The following is a 15452-nucleotide window of genomic DNA, read 5'->3' as shown; positions in this document are numbered from 1 at the left end:
GAAGTTTATCCAAATACATGACCAAGGATGTCGTGATTCGTTGGCAGGCTCCTGGTGACCGAGGAAGCCGATGGTCTCGATGAACCGAACGGAATGGATGTGGCGATGCAGCGAACGGCGGTCAACCCGGTGACGTGGTCGGTGGAGATGGGGTTCAACCAGGGAGAACTCGTCAGCGGGCACACGCGCACCCTGTACTGCTCGGGGCAGACGGCGATGAGCGCCGAAGGCAAGCCCCGGCACGAGGGTGACATGGCGGCGCAGTTGGCGCTGAGCATCGACAACGTGGAGGCCGTCCTCGAAGAGGCGGGCATGTCCCTCGCCGACCTCGTCCGGCTCAATGTCTATACCACTGACGTCGACCTGCTGTTCCAGCACTACGGCGTGCTGGCCGCGCGGTTGGGCGCCGCGCAGGTGGCCCCGGCCACGACGATGCTCGGCGTGACACGGCTCGCCCTGCCCGGCCAGATGGTCGAGCTGGAGGGAACCGCCGTGGCGTGAGCCTCACCGTCCCTGCTGCCCGCGCCGCGCCGGCCGGCGTCGGCAGCAGGGCAAGGGGGAAGGGAAGGCGCGGGCCGGCTTCGACACGGCAGCAGACCGCTCCCCTCCCACATGACCGGAACTGCGCCCCTCAATACGCCAGGTGACGCATTGACCCCACCATGCCGCCGCGATTGCATGCTTCTGGTCCTCCGGTGGGGAGCTGGAGGCGAACCGCGTTTTTCTTGGGGGGAAAATGACGGGACGTGTGAACCGGCGCGCCACCAGACGGGTGCGGGCCGCTCTGAGCACGGCGGTCGCGGTCTGCGCGATCACGGCAGTGCTGCCCGGGACCGCCTCGGCCGAGCCCGCGGGCGTCGCGGACGGCCTCGGAGCCGGCGTCGAGCGGATCAGCGTCGCCGCCGACGGCACCCAGGGCGACGACAACTCCGGCGGTGCCTCGATCACGCACGACGGCCGCCGCATCGTGTTCTCGTCGTCGGCGAAGAACCTCACGCCCGACACCGCGACCGGAGGCAACCGCGTCTTCGTCCGCGACCAGCGGACGAGCCAGAACCAGCGGATGGGGGATCTCGCCCCGACCCAGCCCCCCGTCATCAGCGGGGACGGGGAGTACATCGGTTACGCGCACCAGTGGATCAACGACATACGGATCCGCCAGTACCAGGTCAGCACGGGACGCACCGCGTCCCTCAACTGCTCCGCCTACACCTGCGACCAGCCGTCCCTGAGCACGGTCGGCCGTTTTACCGCGCACGTCATCCGCTCCGTCCGGCAACCGTCCTTCGGCCAGCGCGTCCTCGTACAGGACTGGGACAACGGCGGTGCCAACGTGACCGTCGCCGCCTTCGACCACACGCAGCCCTCCCGGCCGTCCCTGAGCGGCGACGGCCGCTACGTCGCCTACCAGAACGCCCAGACGAAGGACGTCTTCGTCTGGGACCGGACCGGCGCCACCACCACCGGCCCGCTGGAGGGCCCGGCCCAGGAAGCGACACTCGTCCAGCTCAGCGACGACGGCCGCAAGGTCGTCTACCTCTCGGGCGCCGACACCTACGTCTACGACGTGCAGGCCGGCACCACCCAACTGGTCCCGAACGCCCGGGCAGTGGCCATCGACCCCACCGGCCGGTACCTGCTGTACGCGCCGCAGGACACGAGCGGGCCGGCGCTGGTGCTGCGCGATCTGGCGGCGGGCACCGACGAGGTCGTCTCGAACCAGCCGGCCTCGGCCGGGACCGACGCGGTCAGCGCCGGTGGGCGCGACGTGGTCTTCCAGTCCACGGCCGACGACATCGTGCCCGGCGACACCAACGGCAAGTCGGACGTGTTCGTGCGCCACTTCTTCTGATTGCTTGACGCGCTTGTAACCGCTGCCGGGGCAGTACATGGAGATGCCGCGGTGGTTGCCCGGCCACGGCGGGGCGGGCCGGAAAAGTTACGCAGCGAGCGAGGGGCCGCGTCCCACGGAGGATCGACGTCACGGTCAGCCTTCGCGGTAGCCAGGTAGCCAGGTAGCCAGGTAGCGGGGTATCCAGGCAGCCGGGTAGACCTCGGGCGTAGGCCGGCGCGGTGGCGGCCGCGGTCGGTCGGAGGGGGGCAGTCAGCGCGTACGGCCGGGTGCCTCGTACACCAGGCGGCGGGTCTCGGCCGCGAGGGTCGGTACCGGCTTGTCCGGGGGCAGAACCGGTGCGAGGGCGTCGAAGACGGCCCGGACGTGGGCGGGCGTGTAGCCGTGAATGCGGTCGGTCGCCTTGAGCCAGGCGCCGCCGCCGGCCACCGGCGTCACCTCGGTGAACGCCTCACACGCCCGCAGCGCCGCGATGCCGCCCAAGGCCGCGAGCACGCCGGGGGAGCAGACCGTCAGCCATCCGTACCCGCGCAGCGTGGTCTCCAGTTCGGGCAGGGTGTCGCCCAGGAGCAGGCCTATGCCGTCTTCGAGGGCCGTACGCCCCGAGATGTGTTCGGAGTCGTCGGCCACATACGCGTAAAGGACGTTGCCGTGGCTCTGGACCTGGCTGTGCAGCAAGGACTCCCAGCGCTGCTGTGCCTCGTCCGCCGTGGCGGGATCCTCGAACTCCTCCGACGTGCGCACGGCGACCAGGGACACCACGTCCGGCGCGTCGTGGTCGCGGGTGAGCGAGACGTCGAGCCAGGGCTCACCGGGCTGGCCCTCGGCGTCGAGCAGCGCCAGTTGCAGCTGCGCGTCGAGGGGCCGGTGACCGAGCTGGGCGAGGAACTCCTGCCAGTTGGCGGGGGAGAAGTACGTCTCGACGAGCCGCTGCCGTCGTCGGGTGGTCTCGTAGTAGACGAAGGAGGCCCAGAGCGTTCCGGGTGGCCCGCACGGACCGGTGCCGTTGTTGGCCAGGGCCGGTGCGGTGAGGTCCAGGCCCTGGTGGAAGTCGTTCCCGAGCGGCCCGGCGAGCAGTCCCGTGGCCGCGGTGATCCACGCGTGGGCCAGTCGCCGGTAGGCGTCGCCCTCGGCGGGGCACGGCAGATTGATCTCCGCCCGCAGGGTCGGGTTCAACCGGATGCTCTGCTCAACTGCCATGCCTTGCCTTCCGGTCGATGCGGGAACCGGGGAAGAGTACAGCCCGCTCCCGGCCTCGCCGGAGCTGTGCGCACCGGGAGCGGACTTCGTGCGAGGGTCGGCTGCGTGCCTGCCTGCTTGCGCAACGCCGGTGAAACCCGGGCCACCGCCTGTCCGCTCGCTAGACTCCGCGCGCATGACAGCAGAGACACCGGCCCAGACCGTGCAACGCTTGTTCCCGCTGCTCGCCGAGGGGAAGACCGCGGAGGCGGCGGCCTTGTTCGCCGACGAGGTGTCCTTCTCGATTCCGCACCCCCCGGGTATTCCCTGGGTGCCGGAGGTCGACTCGGCGCAGGGGATGCACACGTTCTTCGAGCTGCTGGGGACCCATGTCCAGCCCAAGGAGTTCGACCTGCGTCAGATCATCGCCGAGGGCGACGATGTGGTGCTGATCGGACGCATGGTCTCCGAGGTCAAGAAGACGGGCCGGGACATCGACACGGCGTTCGCCCTGCACACCACGGTCCAGGCCGGAAAGATCACCCGCTATCACCTCTACGAGGACACGTACGCCGTCAGCAAGGCCTACTTCGGCTGACGACGACCGCAGTCGACCAACCACGACCACAGACGACCGGCCGCCCGGCGGTCCCGGTCATGACGGCCACGTCTCCTGCACCCCTGTGTGGTGGAGCTTCCACACAGAGGCCGGGAGGCGGGTGTCGTGCGCGGGGTTGAGTGGGGTGAGGTGTGGGAGTGCTTCGTGGGTGAGCCCCAGACTCTCGGCCAGGCGGCGAACCGTTGTGTGCGTGATTCCTCGTGTGGCGGCGGCCTGTTCGAAGTTCTTGATCTGGGTCGGGAGGTCGTGCGGGACGGCAGCGGTTGGCCGTTGCTCGCTCCGTCGTTGTGCCTTCGCGCGTTCGTAGTCGATCTCGGAGGTGCCGCAGATGGTGCGGCAGTGTTCCTCGGCTGCGTGGAGCGTGGTCGTGTCGGCCACGGCTTGGGCGAGGCGGTTGTCGGCGAACGCCCCCGCCATGTCGACCTGGTGGACGGTGGGGCCTTCGGCGGTGAGCGGGACCGGGAGACCGGCGTCACGGATCTCGCACAGGCCCCGGGCGCCCCATGCCGTCGCGGTGAGCAGGGCCGTTGCCTCCGAGGGGTGCCAGGCGAGGACCGGGAGGATGACTTGCGCGTGCTCCGGGGTGAAGGTCGTGAGCAGGGGGCCGAGGCGGGGGCGCAGGACGTCCGCGGGGAGTTCGCCGTCGAGACCGGGGCCCGCCACCAGGAGGCGTACGGGCGTCTCGGTGCGGGCGCAGGCGGCCAGGGTGAGGGCGTCGGCCAGGGGGCTGCGCAAGGTGGGTTCGTCGCCGTGGGCCAGGATGTCGCCGCCGACGTCCAGGAGGTCGATCGTCTCCGGGGTGAAGCGGGTGATCAGTTCGTTGAGTTGGCGGGTGATGCCTGCGGCCCCGGCGTACGGGTCGATCACTGCGAAGGTGTGCGGGAGCTCGGCCGCGAGGCGGGGGAGTGTTGCCGCGTGGGGTGGCTTCAGGGTCGCGGTGCCGGGGACTGCCCAGACGTGGGGCGTGAGTTGGCGCAGGCCGGTGAAGTCGGCCGGTGAGCGCGGGCCCGGGACCGGGTCGACGATCAGGCGGTCCCAGGAGTACGTCAGGATCAGCGCCGGCCCGCCGTCGTCCCCGTACAGCGCGGCGTGCAGCATCGCCGCCGCTACTGCGTCGCCGCCGCCTCCGGCTGCCACAATGAGCCGTTTCACGAGAACAGCGTAGGGGTCCGACTCCTGGGCGCGCACCTATAGTGGCTACTGGTATTAGCCAGTCGGTGAAGTCGGTGAAGGGAATGTCGCGTGCCCGAGATCGCTGAGGCCTTGCCCAAGTACCTGCAGATCGCCCAGCACCTGCGTGATCAGATCCTGCGCGGGGATCTGCGGGCAGGTGAAGAGGTGCCCTCCGAGCGGCAGTTGGCCGCCGACTGGAATGTCTCCCGGCCCACCAGTGCCCGCGCCCTGGAGGCGTTGCGGCATCAGGGTCTTGTGGAGAAGCGGCAGGGGTCGGGCACGTATGTACGTGACCAGCAGGTGCACCGGCGGGCCCGCGAGCGCTATGGGCGGGCGCGGCAGACCGGGCGGATCTACGGGCCGGGGGAGTACGCGGTCATCGCCTCGGCCGGGTACGCCGAGGCGCCCGACCATGTGGCCGAGGCCCTCGAACTCGGCAAGGAGCGCCGGGCCGTTCAGCGGCGTCGGGTGACCAACTCGGCCGAGGGGCCCGTCGAGACCTCCACGTCCTGGTTCCCGGCCGAACTGGGGCGCAGGGCGCCCCGCCTTCTGGAGCCCGAGCGGATCCGCGAAGGAACGGTCCTGTACGTCGAGGAGGTCACCGGCCGTCGCGGCAGCTACGGCGAGGATCGTGTCTGCGCCCGGCTGGCCACCGGGGAGGAGGCCGACGAGCTCGGGCTCGAACTGCCCGCTGCGGTCCTGGTGGTTCACCATGTCGTCTACGACCTGCAGGACCGCCCCTTGGAGTTCGCGGAGGCGGTGTATCCGCCGGGGCGCTGGGCGTTCGAGCAGGGCTACCCGTTGGGGTGAGTGGCGGGTGCCGCTTCCCCGAAAGTGCTTGCGGCCCGAAGTGGCCAATGCCACTATCCGGTAAGTGGCCTTAGCCACTTACCGGAAGGGGAAGCGCAATGACGCGCACGGACGACAACTCCGGCGACGACGCCCTACTCCGACCACTCGGCGGGATGGTCCTCTACCCTGTCCCGGAGTCGGTCGGGCGTGCTCGCCGCTGGTTCCGGAAGTTCACCGAGCCGTACCAACTCGGCTGCTCCATCGACGACTGCGAACTGATGGTCTCGGAGCTGGTCACCAACGCCATCCTCTACGGGGCAGCGGACGAGCCCTGGCGGGTGCGCGTCCGCTGGTATCGCTTAGGCGAAGCGCTGCGCGTGGACGTACACAATGCCGGCTGTCCGGCCCACGTCCGCCTGCGCTCGCCCGAGGCCACGGAGGCCCACGGACGCGGCTTGCTTCTGGTCGACGCGCTGGCCGATGAGTGGTGGTCCGGCCCGAGTCGGTACGGCGGGACGGCCGTGGTGTTCCTCATGCACCGCGCCTTCAAGCCTGACTAAAGGGCTGCTAAGGGCCTACCAGCGTGGGGCTCCGGCTTAGTCGCCCTCGCGTCGAGCGGGCCGCGGGCCGGGGTGAGGCGGCTGCCATTGTGTTTCGTCTCGGCGTCTTCGACGTGTGACGGATCTCGGGGATGCGGAATCGGGGCCCGGCGCCTGTGTCGGCCGGTTTGGTCGGTTCGTGGTCGGTTCGATCCGGTTCAAGAGTCGGTTCTGGGACGTTCAAGAGTCGGTTCGCTTCCGTTTGGATGCGGTTCAGCGCACAACCATCGGACGTTTCCACGTGTCTCGCACATGAATCACATTCGTGCGCACGCGTCTCGACATCGCTCGCGCTCTAGAGGAGGAACCGTGGGCATCCGCCGACCCGCCCTTTCGACCGCCGTGGCCGCCGCCCTGATCGGGGGTTTCGCCGTTCCGATCGCAGCGGGCACCGCAGCCGCGCAGGACGCCGCCGCCACCGTGCGCGAGGACTTCGACGGCGACGGCTACCAGGACGTCGCCGTCGCCGCCCCCGGCGCGAAGGTCGGCGGCCATGCGTCGGCCGGCTACGTCACGATCAGCTACGGCTCGGCGCAGGGTCTGGACCTCGCCCGCACCACGGTCATCAGCCAGGACACCCCCGGCGTGCCCGGGGCCTCCGGCGACAGCCAGGTCTTCGGGTACACGATGGTCTCCCGCGACCTCGACGGCGACGGTCTGACCGACCTCGCGGTGGTCGCCCGCGACTACCGGCCGGAGGACAACGTCAACGGATCGGTGATCGTCCTGTGGGGGCGCAAGACCGGCATCTCCGGCCAGGACGCCGTCCGCGTCGGCGCACCGGCGAACGCCCAGGTCGGCGAGGACATCACCGCGGGCGACTTCGACGGTGACGGCCACCAGGACCTGTTCATGAACAACGGTGACGACTACGACTACCACGGCGTGCTCTACGGCCCCTTCCGCCGCGACGGTGCCCCCGCCCGTGAGCAGCAGGTGAAGGTGTACAGCACCGACAACGCCATCAACTCCACCGCCGCGGGCGACTTCAACGGCGACGGCGTCGAGGACCTGGCGACCTTCTACGTCTACGAGAACCACGCCGAGGGCGGCAAGCTGTGGCTCGGCACCAAGGACGGCCTCTCCACCGTCCCGCAGCGCCTGAACTCCGCCGCCAGCACCGCGGTCGCGGACTTCGACCACGACGGTTACGCCGACCTCGCCACCCGGATCTTCGCCAACGGCGACACCGAAGGCACCGAGGAGGACCCCGGCACCGTGAAGATCTACTACGGTTCGTCGTCCGGTCCCAGCCAGACCCGCACGCAGACCATCACGCAGAACACGGCGGACGTGCCCGGCGTGAGCGAGAAGGGCGACCAGTTCGGCGGACGGCTGAGTGCCGGCGACGCGAACGGCGACGGATACCCCGACCTGGCCGTCGGCGTCCCGGGCGAGGCCATCGGCACGAAGAAGAAGGCGGGTGCCGTCGTGCTGCTCAAGGGCGGCAAGAACGGGCTCACCGGCAAGGGATCGCAGGCCTTCCACCAGGACACCGAGGGCGTACCGGGCGTCGCGGAGTCCGGTGACGTGTTCGGCGGGTCGGCGCGGCTGCTCGACACGACGGGTGACGGCAAGGCGGACCTGGTCACGGGCGCGCCCGGCGAGGACCTGGGCACCGTCGTGAACGGCGGCGCGGTGTGGCTGCTGCGCGGCAGCGCTTCCGGCCTGACGGCCTCGAAGTCCCTCGCGCAGAACCCGACGGACATCGGGGCACCGGCGGCGCGCGCCCTGTTCGGCGCGAACCTGAGCGGCGACAACGGCTCCGGAACGGTCATCCCCTAGCGTTCGTCCCCGAGCGGCGCACTGCCTCTCGTCCCAGGTCCGAAGCCCGGGGGCGTGTCCGCCTCGTGAACGAGGCCGGCGCGCCCCCGCGGCGTCGTCACCCACACACCTGCCCCCACGGCGTCGTGTCCCACGCCCAGACCCACGGTCCCAACCCCATGGTGTCGTGCTCCACGCCCAGCCTCGCGGCATCGTGCCCCACGCCCGGCCGCCATCCACCGCACTGCGGCGGAGTCTTCAGGCGGCCCGCTCGGTGCGCCCGGCGTGCCCGGCGTGCTCGGTCCGCTCCGCCAGGAACGCCTCCCAGCTCCGGCCGCCGTGCACGGCGTGCGCCGGGGAAGCGAGGTTCACGCCCTCGCGGTAGGCGCGGCCCGCCTTGCCGGGCATCCGCATCCCCAGGACCGGGCGGCGGCGCCCCGTGGCGCCCAGGTAGGAGCGGACCACGTCATCCATCGTGTACACCGTCGGGCCGGCCAACTCGGCGACCAGGCCCGCCGGTTCGGCGAGGGTCAGCTCGACCAGGCGCTGCGCGACATCACGGACGTCGACCGGCTCCAGGCGCATCCCGGGCGCCGGGACGAGGGGCAGCTTTGCCATCTTGGAGACCATCTCGTGCACCAGGTCGTGGAACTGAGCGGCCCGCAGCAATGTCCACGGGATGCCCGAACCGGTGATCGCTTCCTCCGCGGCGCGCTGGGTGGCGAACCACGCCATCGGCATCCGGTCCGCGCCGATCACCGAGATGTGCACGATGTGCTGCACCCCGGCTTCCCGGGCCGCCGCGACCAGGTGGGTCGCCACCACGTCGTCGCCCTTGGCGCCGCCGGCCAGGTGAAGCACCGTGTCCACGCCGGCCAGGGCGGCAGCGACGCCCTCGCCGGTCATCAGGTCCCCGGTGACGTACGTGACCCCGTCGGCGTCCGGCCGCTCGCTGCGGCTGAGCACCCGCACCGATCGTGTGGGCGCCGCCTGCCGCAGCAGCGGGAGAACGTGGCGGCCGAGCGTTCCGGTGCCACCGGTGACCAGGATCGTGGCGTCAACAGTCATCATGTACTCCTGAGTTGTTCGTCGTCGTGGTGTGCGAGTTGCTGTTCTGCCGCTCTGACACGCGACCGCCGGGGGATGTGACAGATGCACGAAAAGAATCTTGAAAAGAGACTCGGGGCCGAGGATTTCGAGGCCCACCGTCCGCACCTGCGCGCGGTCGCCTACCGCATGCTCGGCTCTCTGGCGGAGGCCGAGGACGCGGTGCAGGAGACCTGGCTGCGGGCCTCCGCCGCCGACACGGCCGAGGTGGTGAACATGGGCGGCTGGCTCACCACCATCGCCACCCGGACCTGCCTCAACGCCCTGCGCTCCCGGGCCACACGGCGCGAGGAAGACCTCCAGACCGCCCACGGGACCGACCGCCCGGACGGCCGCCCCAGCCCCGAGCAGGAGGTGGAGGCCGCCGACGCGGTGGGCATCGCCCTCCTCGTCGTGCTCGACACGCTCAGCCCCGACGAACGCCTGGCTTTCGTCCTGCACGACCTCTTCGCGATCCCCTTCGACGAGATCGCCGTGATCCTGGAACGCACCCCCGCCTCCGCCCGGCAGCTCGCCAGCCGCGCCCGGCGCCGGGTCCGTGGCACCACCCCCGCCGCACCCGACTCCTCGCGCCAGCGCCAGGCCGTGACCGCGTTCCTCGCCGCGACCCGCACCGGTGACTTCGAGGCGCTGGTGGCCCTGCTCCACCCGGAGGTGGTCCTCACCGCCGATCCGGCCGTGATCCCCACCCCGGAGCCGGTCGTCGTCCTGGGTGCCCACACGGTCGCCAAGGGCGCCATGGCGGCCACCGGGCGCGCCCAGTTCACCGGCCCGGCCCTCCTGGACGGCACGCTCGGCCTGGCCATGGCCCCGCAGGGCCGCCTGCGCCTGGTCCTGGCCTTCACCGTCGCACCGGACAGCGGACTGATCACCGCCGTCGACGTGATCGCGGAACCGGACCGCCTTGCGGCGCTGGAACTGGCGGTGGCCTGACGCACGACCCGGTCGGGCTGCCGCGCTTCTACGTCGCCTGACCCGCCCCGCCCCGGTCACGCCGGGGCGGTGGCGGTACCGGGGGCGCGGTCAGTCCGGCGGTGACGAAGGCGATCACGGTCGCCGTGCGGGGATAGGGGGAGGCCGCCGTGGGAGGTCCGGCGAGGGGGCGGCCGTAGGTTTCCAGGACGAGGCTGAACGCCAGGCCGCAGCGTTCCGTGACCTCCTGGACCGACAGCTCGGGCAGTGCCCGGCCGACCATGACCTCGAAGGGCGCGGGCAGGAACTGCGCCGAGACGTTGGGCAGTTGGCCCGTCGGCAGGGTGGCCCGGGCCAGCAGATGGCAGAGCATCCGCCCGTCCCTGCTGCGCGCCAGCTCGGCGAAGGGTTCGACCAGGGCGGCCACCATCTCGTGCACCGATGCCTCCCCGTCCGGGACGTGCAGCCGCTCGGCCATCCGGTCCACCCACAGCGGGCGCAACTCCTCTTCGAGCAGCGCCGCGATCAGGCCCTCGCGGGATCCGAAGTGGTAGTGCGCCGCCCCCGGGTTGAGTCCGGCCTCCGCGTTGACGGCGCGTACTGACACTCGGTCAGGACCCTGCTCCAGAAAGAGTTTCCTGGCCGCGGCGAGAAGCCGCTCCCGGGTGGAGGCATCGGACTGCTGGCTCATGCGCACATTGCAGCACAGCTCTTGGCGACAGCGTCCAATCGCTGATTGAATTCCGATGGGACGAGTGGGAGCAGACGCGTGAAGGGCAGAGCTGAGGTGGAGAGCGGCTTCCTGGACCTTCCCGCCCAAAACCCTCTGCAGAGGAGCATCGTCATGGGCAACGTCGTCGTCACCGGGTCCGCGTCGGGCATCGGCGCCGCCAGCGCGGAGCGGCTGCGCGCGGCCGGGAACCGGGTCATCGGGGTGGACGTGGGCTCGGCCGACGTCGTCGCCGACCTGGGCGCCCCCGAAGGAAGACAGCACGCCATCCGTGCGGTGCTCGACCTCTGCGGCGGCACCCTCGACGGCGTGGCCGCCGTCGCCGGAGTCGGCCCGGACACGCGGGACCCCGCCGCCGTCGCCTCGATCAACTACTTCGGTTGCGTCGAGCTGTTGACCGGACTGCACCCGGCGCTGCGGCGTTCGGGCGCGGGGCGGGCCGTCGTGATCAGCTCCAACTCCGCAAGCACCGTCCCGCTGATCGACGGCACACTCGTGGAACTGCTGCTCGCCGGGGACGAGGACGGCGCGCGCAAACAGGCAGTCGCCGCCCGGAACGCCCTGCCCGACCGGGCCCTCGCCACCAGCCCCAGCGTCTGCGCCTACGCCACCTCGAAACTGGCGCTCGCCCGCTGGGTGCGCCGCACGGCCGTCACCCCCGAGTGGGCCCGCCGGAACATCCTGCTCAACGCCATCGCGCCCGGGGCGGTCCTGACGCCGTTGATGACCCGCTCCACGGGCACCGACGCGGACGGAGACCCGGACGCCTTCCCGACGCCCATGCCTCTGGGGGCCTTCGGCGAACCGGCGGACATCGCCTTCTGGGTGGAACAGTTCCTGCACCCCCAAGCGCGCTTCACCACCGGCGCGATCCTGTACGTCGACGGCGGTACGGACGCCGCGATGCGCCCCGACTCCCAGCCTGCGCCCCTGGAGGGCTCATGACGCCCACCGTGCGGCGGTCCCTCTTCGAACCCGCCCGGCTGGGGCCGCTGACCTTACGCAATCGCTTCCTCAAAGCCGCGACCTTCGAGGGCATGACCAAGGGTGCCGTGGCCGGCGACGACCTGATCGCCTTCCACCGCCGGCACGCCGCCGGAGGCGTGGCGATGACCACCGTCGCCTACTGTGCCGTGGCGCCGGAGGGGCGCACCGAACGCCACCAGATCTGGATGCGACCCGAGGCGGTGGCGGGGCTGCGCCGCCTCACCGCCGCCGTCCACGACGAGGGAGCGGCAGCCTCCGCCCAGTTGGGTCACGCCGGGCCCGTCGCGAACGGCACGTCCAACGGCCTGCCCGCGCTCGCCCCCTCGCCGATGGTCAGCGCACAGGCCCTGGCGCGCGTCCGGGCGGCGAGCCGTCAGGACATCGCACGGATCGCCACGGCGCACGGCGAAGCGGCGCTGCTGGCCGTCGAGAGCGGCTTCGACGCCGTGGAGATCCACCTGGGCCACAACTACTTCGCCAGCTCGTTCCTGAGCCCCAGGCTCAACAAGCGCAAGGACGAGTACGGCGGCTGTCTCGCGAACCGCGCCAAGGTCGCACGGGCGGCGGCCCGCGCGGTGCGCGACGCCGTCGGTGACCGCGTCGCGATCCTGGCCAAGCTGAACATGGACGACGGGGTGCCCGGCGGCCTCTGGCTGGACGAGAGCCTGAAAGTCGCCCGGTGGCTGGAGGCGGACGGCAGCGTGGACGCGCTCGAACTCACCGCGGGCAGCTCGCTGTTGAACCCGATGTACCTTTTCCGCGGAGATGCCCCGCTCCAGGAGTTCGCCGCGGCCATGCGCAACCCGCTGGTGCGCCTGGGCGTGCGGATGGTCGGCAAACGGTTCATCCGCAGTTACCCCTATCAAGAGGCCTACCTCCTGGACAGCGCACGGCAGTTCCGCTCCGCTCTGCGCCTGCCACTGGTGCTGCTCGGCGGCATCGCGCAGCGGGAGACGGCGGAAGCGGCGATGGCGGAGGGCTTTGAGTTCGTCGCCATGGCCCGCGCGCTGCTGCGCGAGCCCGACCTGATCAACCGCATGCGGCGGGAGCCCGGCACCCGCTCCTTGTGCGTGCACTGCAACAAGTGCATGCCGACCATCTTCAGCGGCACGCACTGCGTCCTCGCCGAGGCGACCGACGTCTGACCGGTCACCACGAGCCGGGCGACCGACGCCTGAGCGGTCACCACGAGCCGGGCGGAATCACCGGAGGACGCACCGCACCGGTGAGCGTGCGGACCTCCAGAAGCTCGATCGGACGCGACCACACCTCCCGCTTTGTCCTCTGGCACCGACGCGCGGATGCGGGCACCATCGCTGTACTCCACCTGCACCACAGCCGTCCCATCCTCCGCACGGTCACCAGCAGGAAGGAACCACCATGCGCATCGGCTCCGCGCTCACCGCGCTCGCGCTCACCACCGGCGCCCTGATCGCCCCCGGCTTCGGCGTCCTGACCACGGCCACCGACGCCTTCGCCGCCACCAAGATCAGCCACGCCACCGCCACCTCGATGTTCCGCGACGTCGGCATCACCTGGTCGTCCTCCGGCGGCTGTTCGGACCGCAACCGGCCCACGTGCACGTCGTTCGACCAACTCAACCTGGCCACCGCCCAGGGCGCCCAGACCCTCAAGCGCGCCAGCGGGTGCGCCCTGAACATCACGGGTGGCACGGAGACGGGCCACGCGAGCGGCACGTACTCGCACTGGAACGGATACAAGCTCGACTACGGCAAGAACACCTGCGTCACCAACTACGTGAAGAACACCTTCACGTACATCGGCCCCCGCGGAGACGGCGCCGCGCAGTACAAGTCGGGCTCCGGCAACATCTACGCGGACGAGGGCAACCACTGGGACGTCCTCTACTACAACTGCGGCGGCTGCTGACGTTCACCGGCCGCACCAGGCAAGCTGGACAGCACGAACCGCACGGCACACATGAACGGTCCTCGATGAGTCTTCGTCAGTACGAGTACGCCCTGGCCGTCGCCGAGCAGGGCTCGGTGACGGCCGCGGCGGAGATGTTGCACGTCGCCCAGCCGTCGGTGTCCCAGCAGATCCGGGGCCTGGAGAGGGAACTGGGCGTGCAGCTGTTCGCCCGTACGCCGAGCGGCCTGGTGCCCACCGTGGTCGGGCGCGCGTTCCTGCGGGAGGCGGAGGTCGCGGTGAGTGCCTCGCGGCGGGCGCGGGCCACGGCGCGGGCCGGCGCCGATGACCTGGTCGGCGAGCTGGTGGTCTCGGTGCAGATGGGCTTCGGCACCCACCAGCTGCCGAGCGCCCTGGGCGCGTTGCGGCGCCGCTTCCCGCGCCTGGAGGTCACCGTCTTCGAGGAGCCGAGCTCCGCCGAGCTGGAACAGCTGGGGCGCAGGGGTGTGCTGGATTTGGCCCTGATGGCGCAGTGCGAGCAGAGCCCCGCCGACGCCCACCACCTCGGCGACGAACAGTTCGTGGTGGTGCTGGGCGCCGGACACCGGCTCCTTGCCGCGGACCGGGTCGAGCTGCGGGACCTGGCGGGAGAGGCCTGGGTGCGCTTCGACCGCGACAGCGCGCTCGACGCCGTCCTCCTGGACGTGCTGCGGGGCGGTGAACTGGCCCCGACCACGGCCGCCCGCGTCTCCCAGACGGCCACGGCCGTGCGGTGGGCCGCCCAGGGCCTCGGAGTCACGCTCGTCCCCGCCTCCGCGGTGCCCGGCGATCACGAGCACCTCGCTCGGCCGGTGTCCCCGGCCGTGTCCCAGCCCGTCATCGCCGTGCTCCGGCAAGGTGCCGGTCCGGCGGAGACGACTCTGCTCGAACTCCTGCGGAAAGAGACCTGGTCGAAAACGGCCGTCTCTCCGCGGCATTCCTGACGCACGTCCACTCTTCGCTTTCCCCCGGACTCCTGCGGATCCCATGGACTTGCGCGAATTCCCGCGGACCTGCGGAATTTCTCTGCTCAGCCCCTGGGGAATTCCCCGCCGTCCACCACGAGATTGCTGCCGGTCAGCCAGCTCGCCCGGTCCGACATCAAGAACAGCACCGCGTCGGCGATGTCATCGGGCAGGCCGTCGCGTCCCAGCGGGGGAGTGGTGGTGTCCTGGCCGGGGCCCGAGTCCAGGCGCGCCCACTGCTCACGGGTCGTCTCGCCCCCGGGCGTGGCGGTCCTGCCCGGCGACACGGTGTTGACCCGGACCCCGAACGGAGCCAGCTCGGCGGCCAGACCCCGGCTGTAAGCCTCCAGCGCCGCCTTCGCCGTCACGTAGTGCAGGAACGGCGGTGCCACGGTGGGCACCGCGGCCGACGAGACATGCACGATCACCCCCGAACGCCGTTCCCGCATCCCCGGCGCCAGCAGCGCGTCCAGCCGCACCGACGCCAGGAAGTTCAGGTCCAGCGCGTCCTGCCACTTCTCGTCGGGGATGGCCAGCGCCCCCTTGTACGGCTGGGCGCCACCGGCGTTGTGGACCAGGACGTCCACCCCGTCGAGCACCTCCGCCACGGCCTCGGCCAGCGCCTCCGCCCCGGTCCGCGTCCGCACGTCGGCCGCCACGAACGTGGCCCCCTCCGGTGTCACGCCACTCGCCGACCGGGCGATCGTGAGCACCTGGGCGCCCGCGTCCAGCAGCTGGCGCACGATGGCCGCCCCGATGCCGCGCGAGCCGCCGGTGACCAGGGCCCGCTTTCCCGTGAGGTCCCGCGTTTCCGTCTTTTTCTCGTTCGTGGTCATGCCACCGACTTTCTCGTTCGCCTATTCCT

The 15452-nt window shown here is 71.0% G+C and carries 16 protein-coding genes; 11 read left to right on the top strand and 5 right to left on the bottom strand.

The window, feature by feature from the left end:
- The first annotated feature begins 105 nt into the window (after window positions 1-105).
- Together QBL25_RS02820 and QBL25_RS02815 are read left to right on the top strand one after the other, a co-directional pair.
- Window positions 106-501: a RidA family protein gene (locus QBL25_RS02820; protein WP_409055347.1), complete on the top strand. Its 396-nt coding sequence runs from the start codon at window positions 106-108 to the stop codon at window positions 499-501.
- Window positions 502-736: 235 nt separating this feature from the next.
- A complete protein-coding gene (locus QBL25_RS02815) occupies window positions 737-1852 on the top strand; it encodes a hypothetical protein (protein ID WP_409055346.1) in 1116 nt (371 codons plus the stop codon).
- Between the two features lie 252 nt (window positions 1853-2104).
- On the opposite strand, the gene QBL25_RS02810 is transcribed toward QBL25_RS02815, so the two are convergent.
- On the bottom strand, window positions 2105-3052 hold the full coding sequence (locus QBL25_RS02810) for a hypothetical protein (RefSeq protein WP_409055345.1): 948 nt from the start codon (window positions 3050-3052) through the stop codon (window positions 2105-2107).
- A 175-nt stretch (window positions 3053-3227) separates the two neighbouring features.
- Here QBL25_RS02810 and QBL25_RS02805 point away from each other — a divergent pair, with 175 nt between their 5' ends.
- Window positions 3228-3629 carry a nuclear transport factor 2 family protein gene (locus QBL25_RS02805; protein ID WP_409055344.1) on the top strand — a complete coding sequence of 134 codons (402 nt, stop codon included), beginning with the start codon at window positions 3228-3230 and terminating at the stop codon, window positions 3627-3629.
- A 57-nt stretch (window positions 3630-3686) separates the two neighbouring features.
- On the opposite strand, the gene QBL25_RS02800 is transcribed toward QBL25_RS02805, so the two are convergent.
- Window positions 3687-4802, bottom strand: a complete 1116-nt coding sequence (locus tag QBL25_RS02800; RefSeq protein ID WP_409055343.1) for a DUF1152 domain-containing protein — start codon at window positions 4800-4802, stop codon at window positions 3687-3689.
- Window positions 4803-4892: 90 nt separating this feature from the next.
- On the opposite strand from QBL25_RS02800, the gene QBL25_RS02795 reads away from it, so the two are divergent.
- The 3 genes from QBL25_RS02795 (at window position 4893) to QBL25_RS02785 (ending at window position 7999) form a co-directional block, all read left to right on the top strand.
- Window positions 4893-5633, top strand: coding sequence for a GntR family transcriptional regulator (locus QBL25_RS02795; RefSeq protein WP_409055342.1), 741 nt, complete (start codon window positions 4893-4895; stop codon window positions 5631-5633).
- 98 nt (window positions 5634-5731) lie between these two features.
- Window positions 5732-6175 (top strand): ATP-binding protein, encoded by a 444-nt coding sequence (locus tag QBL25_RS02790; RefSeq protein ID WP_409055341.1) that lies wholly within the window; start codon window positions 5732-5734, stop codon window positions 6173-6175.
- Between the two features lie 348 nt (window positions 6176-6523).
- Complete coding sequence (locus QBL25_RS02785; protein ID WP_409055340.1) at window positions 6524-7999, top strand: FG-GAP and VCBS repeat-containing protein; 1476 nt, start codon at window positions 6524-6526, stop codon at window positions 7997-7999.
- 237 nt (window positions 8000-8236) lie between these two features.
- Here QBL25_RS02785 and QBL25_RS02780 read toward each other — a convergent pair whose 3' ends face one another.
- Window positions 8237-9049 carry an SDR family oxidoreductase gene (locus QBL25_RS02780; protein WP_409055339.1) on the bottom strand — a complete coding sequence of 271 codons (813 nt, stop codon included), beginning with the start codon at window positions 9047-9049 and terminating at the stop codon, window positions 8237-8239.
- An 81-nt stretch (window positions 9050-9130) separates the two neighbouring features.
- Here QBL25_RS02780 and QBL25_RS02775 point away from each other — a divergent pair, with 81 nt between their 5' ends.
- A complete protein-coding gene (locus QBL25_RS02775; RefSeq protein WP_409055338.1) occupies window positions 9131-10018 on the top strand; it encodes a sigma-70 family RNA polymerase sigma factor in 888 nt (295 codons plus the stop codon).
- 28 nt (window positions 10019-10046) lie between these two features.
- On the opposite strand, the gene QBL25_RS02770 is transcribed toward QBL25_RS02775, so the two are convergent.
- The gene (locus QBL25_RS02770; RefSeq protein ID WP_409055337.1) at window positions 10047-10688 is read right to left on the bottom strand and encodes a TetR/AcrR family transcriptional regulator; all 642 of its coding nucleotides are present in this window, start codon (window positions 10686-10688) and stop codon (window positions 10047-10049) included.
- Window positions 10689-10841: 153 nt separating this feature from the next.
- Between QBL25_RS02770 and QBL25_RS02765 the strand changes: the two genes are divergently transcribed.
- The 4 genes from QBL25_RS02765 (at window position 10842) to QBL25_RS02750 (ending at window position 14566) form a co-directional block, all read left to right on the top strand.
- Window positions 10842-11672, top strand: coding sequence for an SDR family oxidoreductase (locus tag QBL25_RS02765; RefSeq protein WP_409055336.1), 831 nt, complete (start codon window positions 10842-10844; stop codon window positions 11670-11672).
- A complete protein-coding gene (locus QBL25_RS02760) occupies window positions 11669-12859 on the top strand; it encodes an NADH:flavin oxidoreductase (protein ID WP_409055335.1) in 1191 nt (396 codons plus the stop codon). The genes QBL25_RS02765 and QBL25_RS02760 overlap by 4 nt, the downstream gene beginning before the upstream one ends.
- A 235-nt stretch (window positions 12860-13094) precedes the next feature.
- The gene (locus QBL25_RS02755; RefSeq protein ID WP_409055334.1) at window positions 13095-13604 is read left to right on the top strand and encodes a hypothetical protein; all 510 of its coding nucleotides are present in this window, start codon (window positions 13095-13097) and stop codon (window positions 13602-13604) included.
- A 65-nt stretch (window positions 13605-13669) separates the two neighbouring features.
- Window positions 13670-14566: a LysR family transcriptional regulator gene (locus QBL25_RS02750; RefSeq protein ID WP_409055333.1), complete on the top strand. Its 897-nt coding sequence runs from the start codon at window positions 13670-13672 to the stop codon at window positions 14564-14566.
- A gap of 86 nt (window positions 14567-14652) precedes the next feature.
- Here QBL25_RS02750 and QBL25_RS02745 read toward each other — a convergent pair whose 3' ends face one another.
- Window positions 14653-15423 carry an oxidoreductase gene (locus QBL25_RS02745; protein WP_409055332.1) on the bottom strand — a complete coding sequence of 257 codons (771 nt, stop codon included), beginning with the start codon at window positions 15421-15423 and terminating at the stop codon, window positions 14653-14655.
- Window positions 15424-15452: the final 29 nt, after the last annotated feature.

The sequence above is a fragment of the Streptomyces sp. SYP-A7185 genome (assembly GCF_046103685.1).
Lineage (GTDB): Bacteria > Actinomycetota > Actinomycetes > Streptomycetales > Streptomycetaceae > Streptomyces.
This window is presented reverse-complemented; position numbering and strand designations above follow the sequence as displayed.